We start from the raw sequence: 3354 nt of genomic DNA, 5'->3' as shown, positions 1-3354 counted from the left end.
AGCATCGCTTTCAAAACGAAAGCTCGCCTGAGCGAATGCTCTTCCAGGCTATCGCCCGGCAGAAACGGCACAGCTCATCATTCAATGAGCATAGGCAAGGGCCTGGCGGATACGAAAGCTATAGTCGCGTCCGTGCCGCTCATCTGTAAAGACAAACCCGGCACCAAACCTCTGTTTATCTGTCATTCAAACCGGTGAAGACGGATCCGGGTTACGTCACCCGCTTTATTCCTCTTGGAAATTACCATGAAGCTCACGCGTCTTTTCATTACTGGAGTCATCACGGCTCTCGTCTTATCAGGTTGCGCGGCAAATCAGGGCACGCCTGCCGGTGCGCAGCAACAGGGAGAAATCAACGAGGCCATTCAGGCATTTGAGGACATCTGCCTGGAAACCGCACCCTCCTTTGCCGGTGCTGCCCAGGCAGCCGCCAGTTTCGGCATTCTTGAGATCAAAGATGCCGGATTCATGAAAATGGGATCCAACGCGAACCGGAGTTTAGGCGTGCAAATCAAAGCAGAGAACGAATGCGCCGTCACCACGCCTTCTCAGCCGGACAGCCAGCTGACCCGTCAATTCCTCCAGGCGGTTGGCCGGCACGCCGGCGCGGCTCCTCGCAAGCGGGTCCCTACAAAAGCCTACGTCCGGGGGGTGCCCTTCATGTTCCATCATGACCGCCAGGGTGGCGAAGCCTTTGTCATGCTGAAGGCCGACAAGTAGCAGCTTCTCAGATTGCCGTATCCACCACCACCCTGCCGCGGATTTTTCCTTCCAGAAGGCGGGTGGCCAGCGGGATAACTGCGCTGAGTCCGGTTTCAGTGGTGTTGCGCTGCAGGATGGTTCGCGGCAGCTCTGCCGCGAGGCGCTTCCAGGCCTGTTCCCGTTTCGCCAACGGCGCGTAGACACTGTCCACGCCGATGAGCGAGACGCCCCGCAGGATGAAGGGGGCCACGGAGCCTGGAAAATCCATGCCCTGGGCCAGTCCGCACGCGGCGACGGCGCCGCCATACCGGAGGCTGGCGCATACGTTGGCCAGGGTGTGGCTGCCCACGCTGTCGATGGCGGCGGCCCAGCGCTCTTTCTGCAGGGGTTTACCCGCCGCATTGAGGACGGATCGATCCACGATGTCGGCGGCGCCGAGCGCCTTCAGGTGTTCCGCTTCTTCCGGGCGGCCCGTGCTGGCGTGCACTTCGTATCCCTGTGCGGCCAGGAGCGAGACGGCGATACTGCCGACCCCGCCGTTGGCGCCGGTCACCAGCACCGGGCCGGATCGCGGTGTCACGCCGCGCTCCTCCAACGCCATGACGCACAGCATCGCCGTATATCCAGCGGTGCCGATGGACATGGCCTCCCGTGCCGAAAACTCCGCAGGCTTCCTGATCAGCCATTCGGCCTTCACGCAGGCTTGCTGGGCCAACCCGCCCCAGTGGCTCTCGCCCACGCCCCATCCGTTCAGGATGACTTCATCGCCGGCCTTGAAGTTCGGAGATGCGCTGCGCACCACGGTGCCGGCGAAGTCGATGCCGGGCACCATGGGAAATTTCCGCACCACGGGCGAGCGTCCGGTGATGGCGAGCGCGTCCTTGTAATTCAATGTGCTATGGGAGACCGTCACGCGGACGGCTTCGTCGGGCAGCGAAGTTTCCTGGAGTTCCTCGAGTGCGGCCTTGGTTTCGCGTTGCTCGGTCTGTGTCAGAAGAAGCGCTTTGAACATGGGCTGGTCCATCTGGATTGGTGTGGTCAAACAGGGGCTTACACAACAGCGCCGATCACTCCCGCCTCGTATGGCCCATCGATGCCTGGCAACCGGCAGGCCCGAGGCTTTCCAGCAGCGCCCTGCCGTCCGCGCCCAGGCCTGGCGCGTGCCGGAGGGCGCGCGCGGGAGCGCCGAAGCTGAAGCCCGGTGCGGGCGTCGAGACCTCGCAGCGCTGATGAAGGTAGGTTGTAGCAGAAAACGCTCCCTATCGACCGCCCTCCCCGAGAAACTCGCCTGTGCGCCGAATCCGCGCCGCAAAAATCCCCGCAGCGTTGAGTTCGGCCTCGGTCTGCGTGGCGCTGCGCGATGCAAAGGCCGCCTGAAATCTGGAGCAAAGCGCAGGCAAGCCTTTGGCCTGGGCGAAATCGCCTCGAGGAGCATTGGAAAGCTCGTCGCGCCTATCCGGTATTCCAGTGTCCGGTGAGCGAATCAACCAGCCCGTTCACCCACACGCGACGGGTCAAGGCCACGGAACGGTCGTCAATCGACGATCACCCGGCCATTCAACGGCTGCACCGGACGGTTGTTGTGCTGCAGGTGCGCCGCGAATCTATCGAGCTGGGCCTGGCTCAGAGTCATGGGCGTCTTCAGCACGATCCAGGTCACGCCTTCGCTGCAAGGCGGCGTGGTCAGGGAACCCGCGAAGCGGTAGTAGCCACGCTGCTTGGGCAGCAGGGCGGCGGCATTGACGGGCCGCTCCAGCTTCCGGCTTTCGCCGGCGCTGCCGCCCAGCGCATTGAGCACCCCGTCAAGCTGGGGATTCTGCTTGCCAGGCTTGAACATCACCGCCAGCACCAGCAGGTTGCCATCCTTGTCGGCATGGACAAAATGGCCCTCCAGCGGAAAGCTCTTGCCCTTGATCTGGTTTTCGCTCGGCGCATGGAAATGGAACTGCTTGAGCGTATAGCGCGCGCCCGCGAGTTGGAGGTAGCTGGACTCGCTTTGCGGCGTCACCTGAACGGTGTGGCCGTTGTCGATGACGTCCGCAGCAACCGCTGCGTAGTGCAGGCCCAGGGCATCGAGCGGAGCGTTGTAGCTGCGGTCGATGTTGACGGGGGATTGGTTCCTGCCGCTCTTGCAGATGGCATAGTCAGGTGCCAGTTCTCCCCACTTTTCGGGATTGACATCGCCCTCGTAGCCCCAATGCGCATGGGGCGCTTCGGCGTGGACGATGACCATGGCACCCAACGACAGGGCGAGGGCAGTGACGGTTTTTTTCAGGTTCAGACGTGTCATTGTTGTATATGTCGTCAGAGCCGAACCTGGGCAAGCACCATGGCCCGGTTCCGGCGATTTTCTTGAGTTGATGAAAATCTGCAGAAGGTCTGGAACCTACGCCGGAGAAGCGGCAGGCAAGGTGATTATCGAAGGGCGGACGCAATGCGCCAACATGTGATTGGCATGAAGAATCGCTCACTTCCCCGCACTGCCGTCATCAAGGCTGCACTGCATTGGAACGCGAAGCGCATGGCTGCGAATCGGGATGAATCGGCTTGGATGTCTGGGTCTCTGGAGATGGGCTGACGCTGGTGCAGGAGGTGGACTTTATGCCTCGGCCCATCAACTTATTTGCGCATCGTCACAAACTTATGTTGGAG

Annotated in this window: 4 protein-coding genes; 2 read left to right on the top strand and 2 right to left on the bottom strand. The window is 61.7% G+C overall.

The window, feature by feature from the left end; genetic code table 11:
- Together ABWP92_RS16995 and ABWP92_RS16990 are read left to right on the top strand one after the other, a co-directional pair.
- A partial coding sequence (locus tag ABWP92_RS16995; RefSeq protein ID WP_353236587.1) for a hypothetical protein occupies positions 1 to 198 on the top strand: 198 nt, incomplete at its 5' end.
- A 48-nt stretch (positions 199 to 246) separates the two neighbouring features.
- Entirely contained in the window at positions 247 to 720 is a 474-nt protein-coding gene (locus tag ABWP92_RS16990) for a hypothetical protein (protein ID WP_353236586.1), read from the top strand.
- Between the two features lie 7 nt (positions 721 to 727).
- Here ABWP92_RS16990 and acuI read toward each other — a convergent pair whose 3' ends face one another.
- Positions 728 to 1714, bottom strand: a complete 987-nt coding sequence (gene acuI, locus ABWP92_RS16985) for an acrylyl-CoA reductase (NADPH) (protein ID WP_353236585.1) — start codon at positions 1712 to 1714, stop codon at positions 728 to 730.
- Positions 1715 to 2236: 522 nt separating this feature from the next.
- Positions 2237 to 2992: a carbonic anhydrase gene (locus ABWP92_RS16980; protein WP_353236584.1), complete on the bottom strand. Its 756-nt coding sequence runs from the start codon at positions 2990 to 2992 to the stop codon at positions 2237 to 2239.
- Between the last annotated feature and the right edge of the window lie 362 nt (positions 2993 to 3354).

Source organism: Diaphorobacter ruginosibacter, assembly GCF_040396215.1.
Taxonomy (GTDB): Bacteria; Pseudomonadota; Gammaproteobacteria; order Burkholderiales; family Burkholderiaceae_C; genus Diaphorobacter_A; species Diaphorobacter_A ruginosibacter_A.
Note: the sequence above shows the minus strand (reverse complement) of the source record. Positions and strands in the feature narration are given on the sequence as shown.